This window comes from Clostridium thermarum, from assembly GCF_006351925.1.
GTDB lineage: Bacteria > Bacillota > Clostridia > Clostridiales > Clostridiaceae > Clostridium_AU > Clostridium_AU thermarum.
Map to the genome: position 1 here is coordinate 1,760,405 of NZ_CP040924.1, position 20,392 is coordinate 1,780,796.

At 39.8% G+C, this 20,392-nt stretch carries 15 protein-coding genes, 2 rRNA genes and 1 riboswitch; of the genes, 14 read left to right on the forward strand and 3 right to left on the reverse strand.

Annotated elements, in window-relative coordinates:
- Positions 1-363: 363 nt before the first annotated feature.
- The 9 genes from FHY60_RS08000 (at position 364) to FHY60_RS08040 (ending at position 10,802) form a co-directional block, all read left to right on the forward strand.
- The gene (locus tag FHY60_RS08000) at positions 364-939 is read left to right on the forward strand and encodes a GNAT family N-acetyltransferase (RefSeq protein ID WP_243122253.1); all 576 of its coding nucleotides are present in this window, start codon (positions 364-366) and stop codon (positions 937-939) included.
- Between the two features lie 227 nt (positions 940-1,166).
- Positions 1,167-1,388 (forward strand): 4Fe-4S dicluster-binding protein, encoded by a 222-nt coding sequence (locus FHY60_RS08005; RefSeq protein ID WP_139904476.1) that lies wholly within the window; start codon positions 1,167-1,169, stop codon positions 1,386-1,388.
- A gap of 1 nt (position 1,389) precedes the next feature.
- Positions 1,390-1,974 carry a 4Fe-4S binding protein gene (locus FHY60_RS08010; RefSeq protein WP_139904477.1) on the forward strand — a complete coding sequence of 195 codons (585 nt, stop codon included), beginning with the start codon at positions 1,390-1,392 and terminating at the stop codon, positions 1,972-1,974.
- Positions 1,975-1,998: 24 nt separating this feature from the next.
- Positions 1,999-2,319 (forward strand): rhodanese-like domain-containing protein, encoded by a 321-nt coding sequence (locus tag FHY60_RS08015; RefSeq protein WP_139904478.1) that lies wholly within the window; start codon positions 1,999-2,001, stop codon positions 2,317-2,319.
- Between the two features lie 7 nt (positions 2,320-2,326).
- Positions 2,327-2,653 (forward strand): thioredoxin family protein, encoded by a 327-nt coding sequence (locus FHY60_RS08020; protein ID WP_139904479.1) that lies wholly within the window; start codon positions 2,327-2,329, stop codon positions 2,651-2,653.
- Between the two features lie 776 nt (positions 2,654-3,429).
- A 16S ribosomal RNA gene (locus FHY60_RS08025) occupies positions 3,430-4,930 on the forward strand.
- Positions 4,931-5,418: 488 nt separating this feature from the next.
- Positions 5,419-8,369 (forward strand): 23S ribosomal RNA (locus FHY60_RS08030).
- Together the 16S and 23S rRNA genes form the textbook arrangement of a ribosomal RNA operon.
- 700 nt (positions 8,370-9,069) lie before the next feature.
- Positions 9,070-10,407 (forward strand): methyl-accepting chemotaxis protein, encoded by a 1,338-nt coding sequence (locus FHY60_RS08035; RefSeq protein WP_139904480.1) that lies wholly within the window; start codon positions 9,070-9,072, stop codon positions 10,405-10,407.
- Positions 10,408-10,469: 62 nt separating this feature from the next.
- Positions 10,470-10,802 (forward strand): helix-turn-helix transcriptional regulator, encoded by a 333-nt coding sequence (locus FHY60_RS08040; protein ID WP_243122254.1) that lies wholly within the window; start codon positions 10,470-10,472, stop codon positions 10,800-10,802.
- Here the strand turns inward: FHY60_RS08040 and FHY60_RS08045 are convergent.
- The gene (locus FHY60_RS08045) at positions 10,731-11,528 is read right to left on the reverse strand and encodes an IclR family transcriptional regulator (RefSeq protein ID WP_139904481.1); all 798 of its coding nucleotides are present in this window, start codon (positions 11,526-11,528) and stop codon (positions 10,731-10,733) included. The two genes, FHY60_RS08040 and FHY60_RS08045, sit on opposite strands and share 72 nt — an antisense overlap.
- Before the next feature lie 276 nt (positions 11,529-11,804).
- Here FHY60_RS08045 and FHY60_RS08050 point away from each other — a divergent pair, with 276 nt between their 5' ends.
- Complete coding sequence (locus FHY60_RS08050; RefSeq protein WP_139904482.1) at positions 11,805-12,755, forward strand: sugar kinase; 951 nt, start codon at positions 11,805-11,807, stop codon at positions 12,753-12,755.
- A gap of 44 nt (positions 12,756-12,799) precedes the next feature.
- On the opposite strand, the gene FHY60_RS08055 is transcribed toward FHY60_RS08050, so the two are convergent.
- Positions 12,800-14,620, reverse strand: a complete 1,821-nt coding sequence (locus tag FHY60_RS08055; RefSeq protein WP_139904483.1) for an urease accessory protein UreH domain-containing protein — start codon at positions 14,618-14,620, stop codon at positions 12,800-12,802.
- Between the two features lie 214 nt (positions 14,621-14,834).
- On the opposite strand from FHY60_RS08055, the gene FHY60_RS08060 reads away from it, so the two are divergent.
- Positions 14,835-15,413 (forward strand): DUF2318 domain-containing protein, encoded by a 579-nt coding sequence (locus tag FHY60_RS08060; protein ID WP_243122255.1) that lies wholly within the window; start codon positions 14,835-14,837, stop codon positions 15,411-15,413.
- 30 nt (positions 15,414-15,443) lie between these two features.
- On the opposite strand, the gene FHY60_RS18790 is transcribed toward FHY60_RS08060, so the two are convergent.
- Positions 15,444-15,629: a DUF6198 family protein gene (locus tag FHY60_RS18790; RefSeq protein WP_479723581.1), complete on the reverse strand. Its 186-nt coding sequence runs from the start codon at positions 15,627-15,629 to the stop codon at positions 15,444-15,446.
- A gap of 180 nt (positions 15,630-15,809) precedes the next feature.
- On the opposite strand from FHY60_RS18790, the gene FHY60_RS08065 reads away from it, so the two are divergent.
- From FHY60_RS08065 to FHY60_RS08075, 3 genes are all read left to right on the forward strand, one after another.
- A complete protein-coding gene (locus FHY60_RS08065; RefSeq protein WP_139904484.1) occupies positions 15,810-16,037 on the forward strand; it encodes a hypothetical protein in 228 nt (75 codons plus the stop codon).
- A gap of 148 nt (positions 16,038-16,185) precedes the next feature.
- The gene (locus FHY60_RS08070) at positions 16,186-17,370 is read left to right on the forward strand and encodes a pyridoxal phosphate-dependent aminotransferase (RefSeq protein WP_139904485.1); all 1,185 of its coding nucleotides are present in this window, start codon (positions 16,186-16,188) and stop codon (positions 17,368-17,370) included.
- Between the two features lie 361 nt (positions 17,371-17,731).
- Positions 17,732-20,206 (forward strand): beta-mannosidase, encoded by a 2,475-nt coding sequence (locus FHY60_RS08075; RefSeq protein WP_139904486.1) that lies wholly within the window; start codon positions 17,732-17,734, stop codon positions 20,204-20,206.
- A gap of 83 nt (positions 20,207-20,289) precedes the next feature.
- Positions 20,290-20,391: riboswitch (SAM riboswitch) on the forward strand.
- The last annotated feature ends 1 nt before the right edge of the window (position 20,392 follow it).

A 20,392-nucleotide genomic window follows, 5' to 3' on the forward strand; every position in this document is an offset into this window, starting at 1 on the left:
CAAAGGCATTTTTGATTGACAAAATAGAAAGCCTTATTGCCCACTATTTTGCAGATGGTCCATAAACAATGTCGGAATATACAACAGCTTAAAGGTGAAACTAAAGCAAGATAATTTTAATTCATTTAAAAATCATTTGAAGGCTCAGAGTGATAAACATATAAGCAGGGAAGCTGCGACAAAACTACTTGTGTATGCAGAAAAAATCAGCCCAAGTAAATAGGATATAAGTTAAAATAGCAGGAGTATACCTTATTCCTGTTATTCTATTTCTTAGAAAGATGAATTCATAAAGTATGAAAAACTTATATACAAGATTATCCACCTTTTATATAATTGAATTATATCTATTATGGAAGGGGTATGATAATCTTGAGCAAAAGTCCTTTTGAGCAATTTCCTTATATTGTGACGGATGAAATAACATTAAGAAAAATTTTAGCTTCAGACCTGGATAGTCTTTTTGAAATATATAGTAATGAAAAGCTCTTTCAATATACTCCCGTAGTGCTCAGAAAGAATAAAGATACTGTGACCAATATGATAGGACATTTTGAAAGGGATTTTAATAAGAAAAAGGGAATTTTTCTTGGAATATGCCTGAACAGTGAACCTGACCACATTGTTGGGGTGGCAGAAATCTTTGATTACTTTGCTGATGTAAACATGGTTACAATAGGTTATAGGCTTAATCACTGTTATTGGTCAAAAGGAATAGCTACAAAAACTGTAAAGGGAATGACAGATTATCTATTAAAGGAGATTGGAATTAATCGTGTACAAGCCTTTGTTATGCCGGATAATATTAAATCTCAAAATGTGTTACAAAGAAATGGATTTACGAAGGAGGGATTAATACGTCAAGGATACCATTGGAAGGGACATGGTGTAGTTGATCTAATATTATTTTCATTATTGAGGTCTGATGTTGAAATATGATTATTTTCTGAAATGTTGCTAAGGAATCTTTTGTTTATTGTAAAAATCAACAAACAAAGGATTTTTTTATTTTTTACAAGATAAAGAGATATAAAGATTTAAGGAGAAATTTAAAGGTAATTTATATAATTTTAATTATACCCTCCATGGGTATGGTAGCAAAAAAATATATTTACGAATATAATACCCCTATAGGGTATATTAACGTCATAGTGGAGGGAAGGATAATGGAAGAGAAAAAGAAAATAATAAGAAAGAAGGCTAAAGTTTTAAAAGATCAATGTGTGGCCTGCGGAACTTGTGAAGCAGAGTGTCCTATAGAGGCAATAAAGGTTGTAGCGGGAGTATTTGCAGAGGTTGATGAAGGCAGATGCGTAGGCTGTTCTAAGTGTGAAAAAGTCTGCCCAGCTTCTATAATAGAAATAATTGAGAAGGAAGTGGTGAAGTAATATGGCAAAGAAGAAAAAGAAGGTTTGGTATGAATATCTATGGATTGCCACATCCTTATATTTATTTTTGGGATTATTTAATATTCTTTTTGCTTGGATAGGCTTAATATGTTTTACCGTCCCCTTGATTATAGCTATTTCAGGTGGAGGAAAGATCTATTGCAGCACTTATTGTGGAAGAGGACAACTGTTAAAACTACTTGGTACTAAGTTTAAACTCTCGAAAAATAAACCAATGCCAAAGTTTTTTAGGACAAAATGGTTTAGATATGGATTCTTAATATTCTTTCTAGTGATGTTTGCAAATATGCTTTTTAATACCTATTTGGTCTTTAACGGAGCCCGTGAATTAAAAGAAGTAGTGACTCTTCTTTGGACCTGGAAAGTGCCCTGGCAGTGGGTGAATACAAGTTATGTTACCCCTTGGATAGCACAGTTTGCCTTTGGATTTTATAGTCTAATGTTGACATCAACTATTCTAGGACTGATAACTATGGCCATATATAAGCCCCGTTCATGGTGTGTTTACTGCCCAATGGGAACAGCAACTCAAGGAATATCAATTTTAAAATACAAAAGAAAATAATCAAATAAAACAGGGGGAGAATATATGTTTAAATTTATGTTTAAAAATACTTTAAAATCTGTAGAAGTTAATGAAATACAAGATTTACTAGGAAAAATAGAATTAATAGATGTTAGAGAACCCTATGAATATAAATACGGGCACCTGCCAACTGCAAAGAATATCCCTATGGATGAGCTTATTCATAAAGCAGATAAACTATTAGATAAATCAAAGGAATATCATATTATCTGTCAATCTGGAGGCAGAAGTTCCAATGTTTGCAGTATTTTAAAGGGAAAGGGCTTCAATGTAGTGAATGTATCTGGTGGAACCGGTAGATATAGGGGAAAATTAGAAAGGTGAGGATACTTTGGATAAATTAGATTCAAAAGTTGCTGTTGCTCAATTAATTAAGGAAAATGAAATTGTACTATTGTACTTTGGAAGTGAAAGTTGCAATGTCTGTACTGCTATAAAGCCAAAGGTACAAGAAATTCTTAAAGCTTATACTAAGATTATAGGTGCCGAAGTGGATGTGGAAAAATCAATGGAAGTCGCAGCTGCCTTTAATATTTTTACCATACCGGCACTGCTCTTGTTTATTGAAGGTAAGGAGATATTAAGAGAAGCAAGGCATATAAGTATAGGGGATATAGACAGCAAAATTGAAAGATATTATAAGATGCTCATGGGTTAGGTCTGGCAACTTTTTTATGGTTTCGCCTATTAACTTGAGAATTGGAAGTTGTGACTAGTGAAGTGGGTGGCACCACACAAATGCAGATGAGAGGGTGGAAATAGATGTGGAAGAATACAATCTTATTTGATTTACCTCAGGAATAGATTTCAGTGCATTTTATCCTGCAGTAATAGGTATAGCCGAAAAGATTCCAGCAGGAAAGACCGTCTATGCAGTAAACACCTGTGCAATGTACAATGGAAAATCATAGGCGATATAAATCGAAATCAGCCTACAAGTAAAGAAGTTGAGGATGGGGTGAAATTTTATCAAAGTATCTTTGAAAAGGTGGGAACTTGATGGTATAAAATAAATCACATAAGTTAAGACTAACTTTGTAATCATATATCAGATACCAGTTATTACTGGTAAAATGATTGCTGACAGTTGATGTGTATCATGATAATATAAAGTACAAACTTTTCTAAAACTATTTTTGAATAAGATTTTAAAATCTACAAAAAATATTTAGGAAAAGATATTGACATAATAAAAAAATATGTTAAACTAAATTAGCTGTCGAAAAACAGCAGATGAAATAATGTTGGTCTTTGAAAATTGAACAGAGGGCTAAAGTGATGTTATCACTTTAGCGGGCAACATAGTCAACGGGAGTTGACGCGTATATGTTGCCCAAGATGATAATTCTTTACAGAATAAATCATGGTCAGCGATTTCTTTGACAGACGAAAGTCTGAAGAATAAATTTAGCGATAAGCTAGAGTTCAAACTTTTAAATTGAGAGTTTGATCCTGGCTCAGGACGAACGCTGGCGGCGTGCCTAACACATGCAAGTCGAGCGGGGGACTTCGGTCCCCAGCGGCGGACGGGTGAGTAACACGTGGGTAACCTGCCTCATAGAGGGGGATAGCCTCCCGAAAGGGAGATTAATACCGCATAATAAGCAGCCATCGCATGATGGCAACTTTAAAGGAGCAATCCGCTATGAGATGGGCCCGCGGCGCATTAGCTAGTTGGTGAGGTAACGGCTCACCAAGGCCACGATGCGTAGCCGACCTGAGAGGGTGATCGGCCACATTGGAACTGAGACACGGTCCAGACTCCTACGGGAGGCAGCAGTGGGGAATATTGCACAATGGGCGAAAGCCTGATGCAGCAACGCCGCGTGGAGGATGAAGGCCTTCGGGTTGTAAACTCTTGTCTTCTGGGACGATAATGACGGTACCAGAGGAGGAAGCCACGGCTAACTACGTGCCAGCAGCCGCGGTAATACGTAGGTGGCGAGCGTTGTCCGGATTTACTGGGCGTAAAGGATGCGTAGGCGGATATTTAAGTGAGATGTGAAATACCCGGGCTTAACTTGGGTGCTGCATTTCAAACTGGATATCTAGAGTGCGGGAGAGGAAAGTGGAATTCCTAGTGTAGCGGTGAAATGCGTAGAGATTAGGAAGAACACCAGTGGCGAAGGCGACTTTCTGGACCGTAACTGACGCTGAGGCATGAAAGCGTGGGGAGCAAACAGGATTAGATACCCTGGTAGTCCACGCCGTAAACGATGAATACTAGGTGTAGGAGGGTCCAACCTTCTGTGCCGCCGTTAACACATTAAGTATTCCGCCTGGGGAGTACGGTCGCAAGATTAAAACTCAAAGGAATTGACGGGGGCCCGCACAAGCAGCGGAGCATGTGGTTTAATTCGAAGCAACGCGAAGAACCTTACCTAGACTTGACATCTCCTGAATTACCGGTAATGCGGGAAGCCCTTCGGGGCAGGAAGACAGGTGGTGCATGGTTGTCGTCAGCTCGTGTCGTGAGATGTTGGGTTAAGTCCCGCAACGAGCGCAACCCTTATTGTTAGTTGCTACCATTAAGTTGAGCACTCTAGCAAGACTGCCGGGGTTAACTCGGAGGAAGGTGGGGATGACGTCAAATCATCATGCCCCTTATGTCTAGGGCTACACACGTGCTACAATGGCGAGTACAACGAGAGGCAAAGCCGCGAGGCGGAGCAAAACTATAAAACTCGTCCCAGTTCGGATTGCAGGCTGAAACTCGCCTGCATGAAGCCGGAGTTGCTAGTAATCGCGAATCAGCATGTCGCGGTGAATACGTTCCCGGGCCTTGTACACACCGCCCGTCACACCATGAGAGTTGGCAATACCCGAAGTCCGTAGTCTAACCGCAAGGAGGACGCGGCCGAAGGTAGGGTCAGCGATTGGGGTGAAGTCGTAACAAGGTAGCCGTAGGAGAACCTGCGGCTGGATCACCTCCTTTCTATGGAGAACCTGCTCTAAAGATATCCAAGAGATACTTAGAGCGCAGGTCTGACCAATCTCTGTTCAATTTTGAAAGACTAACGTCTTTCAGGTGGAAGAAATTACAGGTTGACGCCAACGCGTCAGCGGTGTAAAATAGTATTCCGTTGTTCTTTGAAAATTGCACATAAGAAATTAAGCAGATATCCAACTACAGCTAATAATTTAAACATGCCTGAAAACCCGTTGAAGATTCGGGATTTTCAAACAAGTTTAAATCAAGTTTCCGTAGGATATCTGGAGTAAAGCTAAGAATAATATCAATTATTGTTCTTTATAACAAAGTTGTACAGCTGAATGGACTCGCCATTCACTGACAACGAGTCTCAGGAGAAGCAAGCAATGCTAGGCGCCTAGGAGTGAGGACCGGAGTTGGCTGGATAGGCCAATGAGGACCGGAGCGACGACGGCAACAACGCAGTGCGCCGCTTATCGTGAGACGAGTAAGGTCAAGTTATAAAGGGCGCATGGTGAATGCCTTGGCATCAGGAGCCGAAGAAGGACGTGATAAGCTGCGATAAGCTTCGGGTAGGCGCAAATAGCCTGTGATCCGGAGATCTCCGAATGAGGAAACTCACATGGGTAACCCCATGTATCCTTAAGTGAATCCATAGCTTAAGGAAGGTAAACCCAGGGAACTGAAACATCTAAGTACCTGGAGGAAGAGAAAGAAAAATCGATTCCGTCAGTAGCGGCGAGCGAAAGCGGAAGAGCCCAAACCAGAAACTTGTTTCTGGGGTTGCGGACAGATCATAACTCACAGAGATGGTTAACTGAATATTTCTGGAAAGTTAAGCCGCAGAGTGTAACAGCCACGTAAGTGAAAACTGTCAAAGTGAAGATCTGATCCAGAGTACCACGAGACACGTGAAACCTTGTGGGAAGCAGGGAGGACCACCTCCCAAGGCTAAATACTACCTGATGACCGATAGCGAAGAAGTACCGTGAGGGAAAGGTGAAAAGAACCCCGGGAGGGGAGTGAAACAGAACCTGAAACCGTGTGCCTACAACCGGTCAGAGCACTATATTCTGGGCGGGACTCACCTTCAGGTGTGTCCCCCGTCCTTAATCTGTGTGATGACGTGCTTTTTGTAGAACGATCCAGCGAGTTACGGCATGTAGCAAGGTTAAGTACTTAAGGTACGGAGCCGAAGGGAAACCGAGTCTGAACAGGGCGGATAGTTGCATGCTGTAGACCCGAAACCGGGTGACCTATCCATGGACAGGGTGAAGCGGAAGTAAAATTCCGTGGAGGCCCGAACCACGTTGGTGTTGAAAAACCATGGGATGAGCTGTGGATAGCGGAGAAATTCCAATCGAACCCGGAGATAGCTGGTTCTCCTCGAAATAGCTTTAGGGCTAGCGTCGGATAATTGAGTAATGGAGGTAGAGCACTGAATGGGCTAGGGGGCATTGCGCTTACTGAACCCTATCAAACTCCGAATGCCATATACTTGTATACCGGCAGTCAGACTGCGAGTGATAAGATCCGTAGTCAAAAGGGAAAAAGCCCAGACCGTCAGCTAAGGTCCCTAAGTGTAAGTTAAGTGGAAAAGGATGTGGGATTTCTAAGACAACTAGGATGTTGGCTTAGAAGCAGCCACTCATTTAAAGAGTGCGTAATAGCTCACTAGTCGAGAGATCCTGCGCCGAAGATGTCCGGGGCTCAAACTTACCACCGAAGCTACGGGTTGACGCTTGCGCGTCAGCGGTAGAGGAGCATCCTGTACGGGCTGAAGTCATACCGAAAGGAGTGGTGGACTGTACAGAAGAGAGAATGCTGGAATAAGTAGCGAGAAAAGAGTGAGAATCTCTTTGGTCGAAAACCTAAGGTTTCCTGGGGAAGGCTCGTCCTCCCAGGGTTAGTCGGGACCTAAGCCGAGGCCGAGAGGCGTAGGCGATGGACAATCGGTTGATATTCCGATACCACTATGACGCGTTATTACCGATGGGGTGACGCAGGAGGATAGGATGTGCCCGCTATTGGATGTGGGTCTAAGCATCTAGGCAGAACAGATAGGCAAATCCGTCTGTTCAATGCTGAGGTGTGATGGGGAGCGAAATTTAGTAGCGAAGTATCTGATTCCACGCTGCCAAGAAAAGCCTCTAGGGAGTGAAGTAGTGCCCGTACCGCAAACCGACACAGGTAGGTGAGGAGAGAATCCTAAGACCAGCGGAAGAATTGCAGTTAAGGAACTCGGCAAATTGACCCCGTAACTTCGGGAGAAGGGGTGCCTACGCGAGTAGGCCGCAGAGAATAGGCCCAAGCAACTGTTTAGCAAAAACACAGGTCTCTGCTAAAGCGTAAGCTGATGTATAGGGGCTGACGCCTGCCCGGTGCTGGAAGGTTAAGGGGATTGCTTAGCGCAAGCGAAGGCATGAACTTAAGCCCCAGTAAACGGCGGCCGTAACTATAACGGTCCTAAGGTAGCGAAATTCCTTGTCGGGTAAGTTCCGACCCGCACGAATGGCGTAATGATTTGGGCACTGTCTCAACTGCAAATCCGGCGAAATTGTAGTGCAAGTGAAGATGCTTGCTACCCGCGATTGGACGGAAAGACCCCGTAGAGCTTTACTGTAGCTTAGCATTGAGTTTCGGTATTATCTGTACAGGATAGGTGGGAGACTTGGAAGCAAGGGCGTCAGCCTTTGTGGAGTCGACCTTGGGATACCACCCTGATGATACTGAGATTCTAACCGGACACCATGAAGCTGGTGACGGGACATTGTTAGGTGGGCAGTTTGACTGGGGCGGTCGCCTCCTAAAAAGTAACGGAGGCGCTCAAAGGTTCCCTCAGAACGGTTGGAAATCGTTCGTAGAGTGTAAAGGCAGAAGGGAGCCTGACTGCGACACCCACAAGTGGAGCAGGGACGAAAGTCGGACTTAGTGATCCGGTGGTACCTCGTGGGAGGGCCATCGCTCAACGGATAAAAGCTACCTCGGGGATAACAGGCTGATCTCCCCCAAGAGTCCACATCGACGGGGAGGTTTGGCACCTCGATGTCGGCTCGTCGCATCCTGGGGCTGAAGTAGGTCCCAAGGGTTGGGCTGTTCGCCCATTAAAGCGGCACGCGAGCTGGGTTCAGAACGTCGTGAGACAGTTCGGTCCCTATCCGTCGCGGGCGTAGGAAATTTGAGAGGAGCTGTCCTTAGTACGAGAGGACCGGGATGGACTGACCTCTGGTGTACCAGTTGTTCTGCCAGGAGCACCGCTGGGTAGCTATGTCGGGACGGGATAAACGCTGAAAGCATCTAAGCGTGAAGCCCACCTCAAGATAAGATTTCCCATGACGTAAGTCAGTAAGACCCCTTGAAGAACACAAGGTTGATAGGCTAGAGGTGTAAGCACAGTAATGTGTGCAGCTGACTAGTACTAATAGGTCGAGGACTTGACCTAATGCACATTCTTATGTGCAATTTTCAGAGAATAGCTTAGCAAAACATCAAGCAAAAAAAGTTTGATGTTTTTTTTTATTATATACTTTTAGGTATATAAAATAAAAAGTACATATAGATTTATCATCATCCTACTTTCCATCGGTGATTGTTCATGTAGGGGCTTGGATGAGGACATAAAAATGAAAAACTATTATTTAATATAAGGAGATGCAAATGAGTTGTCAGGATTATTCCAATTGCATATATAAAAGCGGGAGAAGTTGCATAGAGAGGAGAGTTTCAATATTCAGCAGTTTGACTCCAGAAGAGGTATTGAAGGGTACCATCACTCAAAGAGAATACGGAAAATGTGAAATAATATACTTACAATGAATATAGCAGGGTTACGTGGTGCAATCTTGGCAAAGGATAAGACTAGTGCTTTAGTTGAGTTAAGCGAAACAATTATGCATTGGAAGGAACTGTGGAAGTGAAGATGCCTGGAGGTGGCAGATGTAAAAAGAAAATGGAATATCAGATTATAAAAGGAAGCAGAGGCAGCAGAACTTAATCCAAATTAGAAGTTAACCATATTAAAAAATACCACGAATTGAATTGCTAAAATAATGGTGCATAATTTTTAAGGTTGATTTAAGGTTAAGTCTATAAAATGAATATATGGTAATATCCATTAACATATATAGATGAGGAGGATACATATGAAAAAAATATCTACTAAGATTGTTACCTTATCCGTGGTAAATTCCTTGATAGTGGCAGCAATAAATGTTGCTTCAACCTTTTTTAATACCGGTGGGGACCCAAAACTGGCTATGGATGCACAAGGTGTGGGAGTACCGGCAGTTCAATCTGTTCCCAAAAGCGGCCTTCACCTTCCGCCAATTTCTGTTTTAGTAGGACTTGGCATATCATTGGTAATTGGCGTTATTATGGCCTATATTGTTGGTAAGATTATTTCTAAACCCATCGTAATGGTAACTGAAATCACCAAGAGAACTGCCAAGCTTGATTTGGTAGATGATAAATCCTTTGATGAAGCTCTAAAATATAAGGATGAAACAGGAGCTATGGCAGCGGCACTAAGAGATACTAGACAAGCTTTAAGAGAAATGGTATCTAAGCTTAAGTATATTTCAGCCACAGCCACTACACATTCCAATGAGCTTGCAAAGGCTACTGATGAGAATGTGAAGACAATTACTCAAGTAGTGGCTACCATTGGTGAATTAGCAGAGGGAAATAGTAATCAGGCAAAAACAGTTAATAATATTAGTGCAACAATGTCAGAAGTAACATCACTTATAAGTGACATAACAGAGGAAGCTTCAAGTGGAGCACAGAATGCAGTTAAATCACTGACTTCGATTAAAGAGGGTGAGGAAGCAGTTAATATGCAGGCTAAAAAGATGGAGGAAAGTGTTTCAATCTCCAAAGAAGTGGATGTATCTGTAAATGAACTAAGTAGGATGATAGAACAGGTAGCGGACATCATTAACGTCATCACCTCTATAGCTGATCAAACTAATCTGTTGGCCCTCAATGCAGCAATAGAAGCAGCCAGGGCAGGGGAAACCGGAAGAGGTTTTGCAGTAGTGGCGGATGAAATTAGGAAACTGGCAGAGGAAACTTCAAGTGCAGCAAAAGAAATTACAGACATAATTAATCAAACTACAGAAAAAACAAGCTTGGCTGTATCAAATATTAACAAGGCAGCTTTAGTGGTTGATGAACAAAGAGATGCCTTAAAGGTTACTCAGCAGGTATTTAACAAAATAAAAACTTCCTATGACAGCATAGTTAACATCTTTAAGAAAACCGCAGCGGCAATGGAAACTATCAATGAAAAGTCAATGGAAATATTCAAGCATACACAGGATGTGTCTGCAACGGCAGAAGAATTTGCTGCAAGTACCGAGCAAATTTCCTCAGCAGGCCAGGAGCAGCTTGCTTCCACAGAAATGATAGCTCAATCCACAAAAGGCTTGTATGCCTTGGCAGAAGAACTGAGTTTAGAAATTGACAAATTTAAAGTCTGAAAAAAAGAGCTGTCGCTCTTTTTTTTTTGTGCGACAGCGCAAAAATTAATTATATTAATAATTTGGAGGAAGATATTACTGCTGATGACTTAGCAGAAAAGTTATATCTAAGCAAATTTCATCTTTCCAGGGAATTTAAAAAACACACATTTACTACTATTCACATGTATATAGTGCAAAAAAAGCTCATTGATGCAAAAGAGCTGATACTTATCAAGAGGTCTGTCACGGATGTTTATAGGCGGTGCGGCTTTGGAGACTATTCGAATTTTTTTAGGGCCTTCAAAAATATATATTTCTTAAGATTAGCTTTTTTTGCGAAGTTAGAAAGGTCTATGTATCATCAGCTTGCTTATATTTTTGGCAATATTCTTAAAGTTATCCAAATGTTTTAGTAAATCATCTTTGGTGTTAAAAAGCGTTACCGTTGAAAGACTAATGGCCGCAATGATTTTATTGGCTTTATCATAAATTGGAACTGCCATGCATATAACTCCGTTATCATATTCAACATTGTCAAAGGCATATTGATTTTTTCTGATCTCATGGATTTCATCTATTAAAACATCTATACTGTTTATAGTATTTTCAGTGTACTTAACAAAGGAAACATCCTTCAAAAGGGCTCTTATTTTATCATCAGTATGTTGAGACAATAATAGTTTTCCGGAAGCGGTACAATAAATTGGGGCCTTTTTTCCTATGTTTGAGGACATTGTTATAGCTCTGCCGGAGTTTTCAGGTGTTACCTTATCTACATAGATTATATTGGTAAATGATTCATCGGGGATAGTAAGATGAATAACTTCACCGACTTTATTTGCAAAATCATTTATATATGGCTTGGCTATGTCTATGAAGTCCATGTTGTTGACTATGGAAGATGATAAGCTAAGTACCTTCATTCCAAGCTGATACTTTTCATTTTCCATATTTTGAGTGACATATTCCTTATGCTTCAAAGTTGTTATTATTCGATGGATAGTACTTTTGCTTAGGGCTAAATTTTTAGATAGTTCTCCAATTCCGCAGCCCTTTGGGTGCTGTGCCAAATAATCAAGTATGTCTATAGCCCGTTCTATTGACTGAACCATATTCGAATTGTTTATCTTCTCAGACATTATTTATCCTCCCGCGATTTCATCACTTTGATTTACATTTTAATATTTTATAAGGATTTTAACAAATAAAATGTTAAGATTCAATACAGCCGCATTGACAAGTAAAGAAAATGCATCTACAATGACATTAGGAAATATGAAACAATGTTCCGCATTGTGGAACAAGCGATGATATTGAGCTAAAATATGCTCAAAAATGTAGAGTTTCTTATCCTTGAATTTATATTTAACTGAGGCAAGCTTAATATTAAATTTTGAAAGGTAGTGTGACTAAAAATGAGAGATGTCATTACAATAGGGGATGCCATGATTGCAATGGTACCTCAACAAAAAGGACCAATTATATTTTGTAATACCTTTGACAGAAAGGTTGGGGGAGCAGAATTAAATGTTGCTATTGGCTGTGCAAGATTGGGTTTGAATGCCGGTTGGATAAGCAGATTGGGCAATGATGATTTTGGAAAATATATAATAAAAGTAGCAAGAGGAGAGGGGATTGATACTTCAGAAGTTAAACTTGTGGATGGATATCCAACCTCAGTATACTTTAGAGAAGTTTTAGCGGATGGATCCAGCAGGTCTTTTTACTACAGAGAAAAATCTCCGACAAGTACTATGAAGGCAGCAGACTTAAATGAGGAATATTTCAGAAATGCAAAAGTACTTCATATTACCGGAGTGTTTCCATCCATTAGCATTAACAATAGAGAAATAATATTAGAAGCAGTTAAGCTGGCAAAGAAAAATAAGCTAATTATATCCTTTGACCCTAATATAAGACTAAAGATGTGGACTAAGGAAGAGGCAACAGACTACATAAATCAAATTTTGACTTATGTAGATATTCTTTTAATAGGTGATGAAGAGATTTGCATCTTATTAGGAGAAATTAGCATTGAGGAGGCAATAAAAACCTTCCATAAGAAAGGTATAGAGAAGGTCATTGTTAAAAAAGGAGCCAAAGGTGCAGTTGGTTCCGATGGAATAAATGTTTATGAAGTAGCTGCCATAAAACCAAAGGCCTTGGTTGATACCGTAGGAGCAGGGGATGGATTTGCAGCGGGATTCTTGACAGCAATGCTTAAGGGTGAATCCTTAGAGAATTGCGTTAAGTTTGCAAATGCAGTGGGATCACTGGTAGTGGGGGTTGAAGGTGATAATGAAGGCTTGCCCTACTATGAGGATGTACTGGAACATTTAGGCCAGTTAAAAAAGATAGAAAGATAAAGATGTGAGATGTGAGGTGCCAGGCACCTCACATCTCACATCTTCTAATTAATATACGTGTTCCTTATATCTTCTAAATCTACAGACTCTAAATCATTAACCACTTCAATGACACCCAGCAGATAGTCTCCGTACCAAATACCATAACCTCCGGCTTTTGGAGCATTGAATTCCACCTCATTAATTCCATTTTTGCCTATAAAGGTAGCAACTTTTTCTCCTGTGAGAACATCTGCAATTACATATTCACCATCAACAACATCAAAGGCTGATAGATCAAAGGTTAACTTAGTTTTATTACTACTGCCGGTGACTACTATCAGGGGTTGAAACACATTGCCATATCCGTTAAACTGTGCTGCCTGCTCTTTTTCGGTTACAGTGGCTTTGTTAACCAATACTGTAGTTGGTATGATTGTTAAGTCATTACCATATATGCTGGTTGAAGCCGGCTCATCCTCTTCCTCCAGAGGAACTGAACAACAACCTGGAACTGAACTTGCAGGAGGAATTGAAGGATCCTCCACGGATGTATCTACTGTATCAAGCTTATCTACTACTTTAATCACACCTGTTATCATGCCCATCCAACAGCTGAAGTTAATGTCTTTGTCACCGGGAATAAATTCTTTTACTACATTTTCACCTTTTTTTAATTTTAACTCTAGGTTTAATGAGGGGACTATTATGGCATTATTACAGGAATTCAGCTTTTCACCTTTAATTATCCATCTCACCGGTATGCCTTTTTGAACATAGAAGGCATTAGGCATATAGCCTCCGTTGCCGGCGGTCATTACGATTTCCTGAACACCATCTTTTATAGTAGCTTTAGCCACATTGCTATTTAGTGAATCGGTGGAATTTCCATTTAATAAATCTTTAGAACTATTGGCAATTGCTTTAAAAGGATTTAAATTTATGCCCATCAATGTGAAGCCTCTGTTTCCCATGATTATCCCTAGAAAGATGATAAGTACTCCGCTAAGCTTAAGTATCTTTTTTGTGTAACCTTTACTTAATAGGCCGGAAAGGGCTCCGAAGGTTAACATCAAGGGCACAGTTCCAATAGAGAACATGAACATTGATAAGGCTCCCTTAATGGCACTGCCCGTACCTAAAGCGAAAAGTTGCATAGTCTGCAGTGGACCACAGGGCATAAGTCCATTAAACAGACCAACCACAAAAGATGAATTTGAACTGTTTTTAACCTTGCATACAGAATGAGGAAGTTTTATCGAAAATTTTCTAAAGACTTTAAAACCAGCCATGTTAAAACCCATTACTAGCATAAAGGCACCGGCAAATATTTGCAGAGCAGCTTTTGCTGCAATTGAAAGTGAAAAAACTGAACCGAGAGCGCCAACCAGCCCACCAAGAAGGGTGTAAGACACAACTCTTCCTAAATTATATTGAAAAGCAGGCATCATTGCTTCCAATCGGCTTGTACTTTCTTTTGATAGGCTCTGTGAAAGCATTATACCGCCGCACATGCCCACACAGTGAATGGATGTAAGTACTCCAACAACAAAGAGGACAGCATAGGAAGCATTGCTTAACTTTTCTTCCATATCAAAGCCGCTTGTCTTCAAGCCTAGCAATACTACAGCTGCCACTGCAATAAGTATGCCTATAAATTTATAATCATTGGAACTTTGAACGGAGTACCCAGCTTTTCTCACTGCTTCTTTAATCTTATCTAAATCACAGAATTCGTCATCGTATTCAACCACAGCAAATTCTCCACTGTAATTTGCCATGGCATTTACTACGCCATCCAAACTTTTGATAGCTCTTTCTACTCGATTTTCACAAGATGTACAGGTCATTTCGTACACTTTTATCTTATCTCTTCTAATCCCCATAAGACCCTCCCACATTAGTACGGAATTTCATATAGTACTTTTTATTTAATTAACTATGCAATTATAAATTATATACGATGTATATGTTGATTTTATGAAGACAAAAAAATAACTTGAAGAGTTTACAAACTTTTTTTGCTAAATTTATATATCTACATAAGAACTTCATAAGTTTTTAGTAATATTTACTCAGATCTGGAGAGGAGAGATATAGATGTCTAAAAAAAATAATGTAAGAAATATTGAAAAAAGAACGTTAACCAAGAAGAATAAAAAGAAAGCTGACTACAGGATGGTGATTATTAGCTCCATGACAGGTTTGATAATGGTTATTGCTGTTATAGTGGCATTGTTTTCCGATAAGCCGGTTGAGTCAAACAATACTGAAAAATCACAAAACCAGACCGTGATTGAGGATGTCCTTACCAGTGGTGATCTAATTATACCCAAGGTTGAAGTTACGGAAACTGCAAAGTTTTATCCCTACAAGGTAGACAATGTGACCATGGAGGTCTTTGCAGTAAAAGCTAAGGATGGTACAATCAGAACAGCCTTAAATACCTGCCAGATATGTTACGCCTCAGGCAGAGGGTATTACTTACAAGAGGGTGATACTTTTGTATGTCAAAACTGTGGAAATGTCTTTGACGTGGATCAGATAGAGAAGGTGAGAAATGGCTGTAATCCTGTACCGGTAGGTGAGGAGAACAAAAGCGATGACGGCAACAACATAGTGATTTCTGAGAATTTTATGAAAGAATATAAGGATCTCTTCTTAAGGTGGAAAAAATAATTAAGGTTGTTTATTGATTTAAGCAAATAATCAATAAGGGATTGTCTTAAAATTGCCTTGAGATAATCCCTTATTTTTTTCTCTAGCTATGCTTATGGATAATGGAAAGGACGAAATGGGTGATACTCCCAAATCAGATTTAATTGCAAGATTTATTCCTAAGTCAAGAATGAATAAGCCTGAGAAATATAAAGCGAACCGTACTATATGTTTTATACTTAGCTCCTCTTATTGTGAATTTTCATTTAACGGCTTGTCTGTTAAGATAATAACATTCTTATTCTACATGATATTAACTATTATTTCAATGAAATATGTAACAAAGGTTGATTTCTTGTCATAAAATACAATATAAAATCATATTTTTAATATTATGCAGAAGAGGAGTTGAAATAAGTGTCAAAATGTAAGAAAAAGTGCTGCAAGACCATTTGCAGCTGTAAATGCTTCGACTGCTGTAAGTGCTGTGACTGCTGTGATTGCTTCGACCGCTGTGACTTTTGTAAATTTGATCATATAAAATTTGATGACAAGAAATGTTGCCACAAGGTAGCTTTATTTCTAGTAATTGCCCTATTGTTCTTGCTACTTTGTAAAGGCGACAAAGATCATTTTGGCTGTTAATATATAAAAGAAAAGCAATAATTAGAAGTACCCGCTTCGGCGGGTATTTTTATTTAGAATATTGAAGCTTATTGATAGTGCATGTGAGCCAATTATATGATATACTTAAAAAATATATTTTAATCTAAATGAAATTGGGGTGTTTATAATGTTTTCAGAAAAGATTGTGAGGAATCTAGAAAGGTCTTCCTGGATAAGGGCTATGTTCGAGGAAGGCAATAGGCTTGCAAAAATACATGGCAGGGAGAATATTTATGACTTCAGCTTGGGAAATCCCTTTGGCGAACCACCTGTGGAAGTGCTGGAATCCCTTAAGAAACATGTGTTAAGCGGTGAGACTGGCTTGCATAAGTATATGAGCAATACCGGTTATCCGGATGTGTGTGAGAAAATAGCAAAAAGCCTGGAAGATGAAAGTGGGATAAGTTTAAGCGGTAAAAATATAGTGATGACAGTTGGAGCTGCCGGCGGACTGAATGTGGTTTTTAAATCCTTACTAAATGAAGGGGAAGAGGTCATAGCATTTGCTCCCTACTTTGTAGAATATGGGTCCTATGTAGACAATAGTGGAGGAAGGCTTGTGCTTGTTCCTGCACAGACCTCTGACTTTCAGCCTAATTTAGAGGAAGTGGGAAAACACATAACACCTAAGACCAAGGCCATTATTATAAATTCTCCTAATAACCCAACAGGAGTTATTTATACAGAGGAGAACTTAAAAAAACTTAATGACATTATTGGGGATAAGGAAAAGGAGTATGGAAGTACCATATATATAGTATCTGATGAACCCTACAGTAAAATAATATATGATGGTACAAAGATGCCCTCCATCCTAAGTATTTTTAAAAATGCAATAATAGTTAATTCTTTCAGTAAATCTCTAGGCCTTGCCGGTGAAAGAATTGGATACATTGCTGCCAGCAGCAATATCGAAAATGTTGACTTGCTGATGAAGGCCTTGACTTTCTGCAACCGTACCTTGGGTTTTGTAAACGCTCCAGCCTTGTTCCAAAGAGTCGTGGCTGATTCACTGGATGCTAAAATTGATGTGGAAGACTATAAGGCCAAAAGGGACTTTTTGTATGATAATCTCATTAGACTGGGCTTTGAATGTACAAAACCCCAAGGTGCCTTTTATATGTTCCCTAAAGCACTTATACCGGATGATATAGAATTTGCAAAAATTGCTACCAAATACAATCTTCTGCTGGTGCCTGGGTCCGGTTTTGGATGTCCCGGATACTTTAGAATGTCTTACTGTGTTGAATTTGATATGATAAAGAGGTCTATACCTGCCTTTGAGCAATTAGTTAAGGAGTTCAAAAAATAATTAGTATTAAGTGGTACTACAGCCAATAGTTCAATAGTTTAAGTGAGAAATATTTACACATAATAATAACAATTAAATATCATAAATAGTGTAGTCTATCTGAAATAAAAAATCACAGATGTCACTGAAATTTCACAGTGCATCTGTGGTTTTTGTTTTTCTAGTTTATGTTAATAAATGTTAAAAGTAATGCTATAATGTATATGTATTAATATTTTTCTTAAACTCTGGGAGGAATAAGAAGTGGATGGTTATTATTGTTGGTAGATAGTTAGGGTATTAAAATTTCAATGCCTTAACTGAGAATATAATTATAAAAAATGGTCTACAATCGAGATTTATTACGGAGGGAGGAAAAGTAATGCTTATTGAAAAACTGAATGGTACCTGGAAGATGCGCTGCATTCATGATGCAGATTATATGAATGCAGTTGTACCCGGCTCTGTTTACAGTGACTTGCTAAGGAACAATAAAATGGAGGATCCCTACTATAGGGATAATGAGCTAAAGGCTTTAAAGCTCATGGAAGAGGATTACGAATACTGCAAAAGCTTTGACATTACAAAGGATATGCTTAATTGTGAAGAAATTATCCTGCATTTTGATGGATTGGACACTCTTGCAGATATTTACTTGAACGGATATCATATGGGGTTTGTAAATAATATGCACAGAGTTTGGGAATTTGAAGTAAAGAAATATCTTAAAGACGATGACAATGAGTTAAAAATAGTTTTTTATTCTCCCACAAAGTTCATAAGAGAGGCGGATGATAAAATACACATTGGCGGTTCTGAAGATGCCATGAGGGGCTTTCCACAGATAAGAAAGGCTCACTGCATGTTTGGATGGGATTGGGGTCCAAGACTTCCGGATATGGGGATATGGAGAGATGTAGCACTCTTTGGTGTATGTAAAGGTAGAATAGACGGTGTCTATGTCAGGCAGGAGCATAATGATGGCAGGGTAACCCTTGAACTTCAAGTGGACATTGCAAGAACAGAGGGAAAGCAAAACCTGAGATTTTATGATAGGGATAATAAAGCAGTAAGACGTGGATTTTCCTATGAAGTTACCCTTGTTGATCCGGATGGACAAGAGATAATTTATGGGGATTCACCGAAGTATATTGAAATAGACAAGCCTCAGCTCTGGTGGCCCAATGGCTACGGAGACCAGCCTTTATACAAGGTAAAAGTAACCCTAATGCATGGTGAAGAAAAGCTGGATTTCTGGGAGAAGAGAATTGGTCTAAGAACCATGACAGCGTGCATTGAAAAGGACGAATACGGTGAGAGCTTTGCTCATGAGGTAAACGGTATCAAGATATTTGCTATGGGTGCGGATTATATACCGGAAGATAATATACTGACCAGGGTTACGCCACAAAGGACTTATGAGCTTTTAAAGCAGTGCAAGGATGCACATTTTAATGTAATCCGTGTATGGGGAGGCGGAAACTATCCTTATGATACCTTCTGGAATGCCTGTGATGAACTGGGACTTATGGTATGGCAGGATTTTATGTTTGCCTGTGCAAACTATAACCTCACAGAAGAATTTGAAGAAAATATAAAGGCCGAATTTAAGGATAATATCAAGAGAATCAGAAACCATCCTTCCCTGGCTCTTTGGTGTGGAAACAATGAGATGGAAATGTTTGTGGACAGGGGTATCTGGGATCTCACTCCGAAACTTAAGAGCGATTATGTAAAAATGTATGAGTACATCATTCCAAAGATGGTAAAGGAATATGATCCGCAGACCTTTTATTGGCCTGCAAGCCCATCTTCAGGTGGAGGCTTTGACAATCCAAATGATGAAAACAGGGGCGATGTACATTACTGGGATGTATGGCATGGGAACAAGCCTTTTACAGAGTATAGAAAGTTCTTTTTCCGATATGTATCGGAATTTGGCTTCCAGTCCTTCCCCTCACTTAAAACTATTGAAACTTTCACTGAGCCGGAGGATAGAAACATTTTCTCCTATGTTATGGAGAAACACCAAAGAAATGATGGGGCAAACAGCAAGATCATGAGCTATATGGGAGCCACCTACCTCTATCCAAACAGTTTTGATACCTTGATATATGCTTCTCAATTGCTGCAGGCAGATGCTATCCGTTACGGAGTTGAGCATTTTAGAAGAAACCGAGGCCGCTGTATGGGTACTGTTTACTGGCAGTTAAATGACTGCTGGCCGGTAGCCTCTTGGGCTTCCATAGATTATTACGGAAGATGGAAGGCTCTCCATTACTATGCCAAGAGATTCTTTGCACCGCTTATGCTGTCCTGTAAGGAAGAAGGAATCCTGACGCAGAATACAAATGTAAACGCAGAGCCATATGAAGTAGTGAAGTCCATCCAACTTTGCGTGGCAAATGAATCCATGCAGGATGAGAAGGTTACAGTAAGATGGGCTCTCCGCAATAACAAAGCTGAGATAAAAAGAGAGGGCTCTTATGAAGTTGTGGTGGAGAAATTATCCAGCAAGTGGCTTGACACCGTTGATATGAATGATGCCTCACTTTATGAGGACTATGTAAGCTATGAAATGTTAAAGGACGGCCAGGTAATTTCCCAGGGCACGGTAATATTCTCTGTACCAAAACACTTTAAATTTATTGACCCCCAGTTGAGCTACAGAGTAGAAGGTGACGAGATTATAGTTACAGCAAAAAGCTATGCAAGAAGTGTGGAAATAATAAATGAAGAGGACAATATGCTGCTTGAAGACAACTATTTTGATATGAATGCCGGTGAAAGAAGAGTAAAAATTTTAAAGGGAAAACCGGTGGGCATAAAGCTCAGAAGTGTCTATGATATCCGTTAACCACCAAAATACACTTTATTTAAAAACAATTGTTGACTATAACTAAAACTAAATATATACTCATATTAACATTATAAAGAAGGTTCTTATAGAGAGAGGTGGAGGGAAAGGCCCAATGAAACCCAGCAACACTAGCTTTGTGCTAGCATGTGCTAAATCCTGCAGCGAAGGCTGAAAGATAAGAAG

Coding starts and splice junctions, on each gene's coding strand:
- FHY60_RS08055 (WP_139904483.1), bottom strand. CDS start 14,620: ATGGGGATTAGAAGAGATAAGATAAAAGTGTACGAAATGACCTGTACA.
- FHY60_RS08070 (WP_139904485.1), top strand. CDS start 16,186: ATGTTTTCAGAAAAGATTGTGAGGAATCTAGAAAGGTCTTCCTGGATA.
- FHY60_RS08010 (WP_139904477.1), top strand. CDS start 1,390: ATGGCAAAGAAGAAAAAGAAGGTTTGGTATGAATATCTATGGATTGCC.
- FHY60_RS08060 (WP_243122255.1), top strand. CDS start 14,835: ATGTCTAAAAAAAATAATGTAAGAAATATTGAAAAAAGAACGTTAACC.
- FHY60_RS08075 (WP_139904486.1), top strand. CDS start 17,732: ATGCTTATTGAAAAACTGAATGGTACCTGGAAGATGCGCTGCATTCAT.
- FHY60_RS08050 (WP_139904482.1), top strand. CDS start 11,805: ATGAGAGATGTCATTACAATAGGGGATGCCATGATTGCAATGGTACCT.
- FHY60_RS08045 (WP_139904481.1), bottom strand. CDS start 11,528: ATGTCTGAGAAGATAAACAATTCGAATATGGTTCAGTCAATAGAACGG.
- FHY60_RS08015 (WP_139904478.1), top strand. CDS start 1,999: ATGTTTAAATTTATGTTTAAAAATACTTTAAAATCTGTAGAAGTTAAT.
- FHY60_RS08005 (WP_139904476.1), top strand. CDS start 1,167: ATGGAAGAGAAAAAGAAAATAATAAGAAAGAAGGCTAAAGTTTTAAAA.
- FHY60_RS08035 (WP_139904480.1), top strand. CDS start 9,070: ATGAAAAAAATATCTACTAAGATTGTTACCTTATCCGTGGTAAATTCC.
- FHY60_RS08000 (WP_243122253.1), top strand. CDS start 364: ATGATAATCTTGAGCAAAAGTCCTTTTGAGCAATTTCCTTATATTGTG.